The sequence below is a fragment of the Pseudomonadota bacterium genome, assembly GCA_034660915.1.
In the GTDB taxonomy this organism is placed as follows: domain Bacteria; phylum Desulfobacterota; class Anaeroferrophillalia; order Anaeroferrophillales; family Anaeroferrophillaceae; genus DQWO01.
The window spans coordinates 1,965-4,200 of sequence record JAYEKE010000069.1 but is presented as its reverse complement, the minus strand read 5'-3'; the positions used below and the strand labels follow the sequence as shown (position 1 = coordinate 4,200).

General features: G+C 45.6%; 5 protein-coding genes. All 5 read left to right on the top strand.

Going from position 1 to position 2,236, the window contains the following annotated elements; genetic code table 11:
• The first annotated feature begins 288 nt into the window (after positions 1-288).
• Positions 289-510 (top strand): translation initiation factor IF-1, encoded by a 222-nt coding sequence (infA, locus tag U9P07_04160; protein MEA2108593.1) that lies wholly within the window; start codon positions 289-291, stop codon positions 508-510.
• Positions 511-547: 37 nt separating this feature from the next.
• Positions 548-661, top strand: coding sequence for a 50S ribosomal protein L36 (gene rpmJ / locus U9P07_04155; GenBank protein ID MEA2108592.1), 114 nt, complete (start codon positions 548-550; stop codon positions 659-661).
• 24 nt (positions 662-685) lie between these two features.
• Positions 686-1,054, top strand: a complete 369-nt coding sequence (rpsM, locus tag U9P07_04150) for a 30S ribosomal protein S13 (protein MEA2108591.1) — start codon at positions 686-688, stop codon at positions 1,052-1,054.
• Positions 1,055-1,199: 145 nt separating this feature from the next.
• Positions 1,200-1,592 (top strand): 30S ribosomal protein S11, encoded by a 393-nt coding sequence (gene rpsK / locus U9P07_04145; GenBank protein MEA2108590.1) that lies wholly within the window; start codon positions 1,200-1,202, stop codon positions 1,590-1,592.
• A gap of 11 nt (positions 1,593-1,603) precedes the next feature.
• Complete coding sequence (rpsD, locus tag U9P07_04140) at positions 1,604-2,230, top strand: 30S ribosomal protein S4 (GenBank protein ID MEA2108589.1); 627 nt, start codon at positions 1,604-1,606, stop codon at positions 2,228-2,230.
• The last annotated feature ends 6 nt before the right edge of the window (positions 2,231-2,236 follow it).

Here is a 2,236-nt window from a genome sequence, read left to right as displayed (position 1 = left end):
CATTTTCAGAAAAGATAAAAATACTCTCACAGAGGCACAAAGTCACAGAGAACCCGAGTCATTTGCCCTCTGTGACTCCGTGTCTCTGTGAGAAATAATAAAAATTTGTCAATCTATAGACAAAGTCAAATATTTACTTACAAACTTTCACCCGTTGGGTGTTATTTCTCATTAACGTAACGCCTTTATTTTTCAAGGCTAAACGCTGATAGCTAACAGCTAAACGCTTAACTTAGGTTTAAGTGATTGATTAGGCTGAATTAAAGAGAAAGCAGCAAGGATACACACATGGCCAATAAAGAAGATGTAATAGAGGTGCAGGGTAAAGTGCTGGAAACGTTGCCTAATGCAATGTTTCGGGTAGAGATGGAAAACGGCCACCAGGTGCTTGCCCATATATCCGGGAAAATGAGGATGCATTTCATTAAAATCCTACCCGGTGATACGGTAACCATGGAATTATCTCCTTATGATCTTGCCAGGGGGAGAATTACCTACCGGGCTAAATAGCGCCTGTAGGGGTTGAACAATAGAGGGGGGACAGATAATGAAAGTCCGGGCATCAGTTAAGAAGATGTGTGACAAGTGTAAGATAGTTAAACGGCATGGCGTCGTTAGGGTGCTTTGCGTAAATCCAAAGCATAAGCAGCGCCAGGGATAAACCCGATACGAGAAGGAGTGGGAATTGGCTAGAATTGCAGGGGTAGTATTACCGAATAAGCGGATCGTCATCGCACTTACCTATGTTTATGGGATCGGCAAAAGTAAGGCTCAGATGATCCTTGAAAAAGCGCAGATAAATCCTGATATCCGTGCGGACCAGCTCCAGGACGATGAATTGGGTCAGATTCGCGAACAGATTGATAAAGATAACTATATTGAAGGTGATTTGCGCCGTGAGATAAGTGGGAATATCAAAAGACTGATGGATATTGGTTGCTACCGGGGGCTGAGGCATCGCCGTTCACTGCCGGTGAGGGGGCAAAGAACCAAAACCAATGCCAAAACCAGAAAAGGGCCGGGACGAAATCCGGTAGCTCGCAAGCGCAAATAACAGTCTCATCACCTTGGGATAAAAATAGGATAGTCTAACTGTGGGAATGTGACAACCCGGGATAGTAAGTATTAGCAGCTGATTGATAGTGAATTAGCTGGTAGCTGACAGTTGTACTGCCGGCTATCAGGTTTGTGGAGGAAAAATGGCCAAACCCAGAGGAAAAACTACAAAAGCAAAAGTGAAAAAGAATGTTCCGGTGGGAGTTGCCTGTATTCAGGCTACTTTTAATAATACTCAGGTTACTTTTACCGATGTTAACGGTAATGTAATTGCCTGGGCCAGTGCCGGGGTAGTCGGTTTTAAAGGGTCACGGAAAAGTACCCCCTTTGCTGCCCGGCAAACGGCTGAAGAAGCAGCACAGCGGGCTGTGGAGCATGGAATGCGTACCGTGGAAGTGCTGGTTAAAGGGCCGGGAGCCGGCCGTGAATCAGCAATTCGGGCGATTCAGGCTGCTGGGATGACCATAAAAGTTATTAAAGATATAACCCCTATTCCACATAACGGGTGTCGGCCACCCAAACGGAGAAGGGTCTAAAGGAGGCTGTTTTGGCAAGGTATAAAGATTCTGTTTGTCGACTTTGTCGTCGAGAAGGGATAAAACTTTTTTTAAAGGGTGATCGATGTTATACGGACAAGTGTGCCGTGGACCGGAGGGCTTATGCTCCTGGACAGCATGGTCAGCGGCGTAGCAAGTTTTCTGAATATGGTGTTCAGTTGCGGGAAAAACAGAAGGTTCGCCGGATTTATGGATTATTGGAAAAACAGTTCCGTAGTTACTTCCAGCGGGCTGACCGGCAGAAAGGGGTGACCGGCGAAAATCTTTTGATTATGGTTGAGCGACGCCTCGATAACATTGCTTATCGGTTGGGATTTACCAATACCAGAAATGAAGCCAGGCAGCTGGTTCGTCATGGTCATTTCATGGTTAATGGGGCTAAAGTAAATATCCCCTCTTTCCAGGTTAAATCCGGTGATGTAATTGAGTTGCGTGAAAAAAGTCGGAAAGTTGGTCGGATTGTCGAAGCACTTGATGCGGCCGGACGGCGGGGATTACCGGCATTCCTCGATTTGGATAAGAATAACTTTAAGGGGACAGTTACGTCTCTGCCCAAACGTGAGGATATTGCCCAGACAATCAATGAGCAGCTGATTGTAGAATTTTATTCTCGTTAAGGAATA

What these genes read in the sequence shown, in the direction of transcription:
- infA (MEA2108593.1), top strand. Translation starts at nt 289, where the DNA reads ATGGCCAATAAAGAAGATGTAATAGAGGTGCAGGGTAAAGTGCTGGAA.
- rpmJ (MEA2108592.1), top strand. Translation starts at nt 548, where the DNA reads ATGAAAGTCCGGGCATCAGTTAAGAAGATGTGTGACAAGTGTAAGATA.
- rpsK (MEA2108590.1), top strand. Translation starts at nt 1,200, where the DNA reads ATGGCCAAACCCAGAGGAAAAACTACAAAAGCAAAAGTGAAAAAGAAT.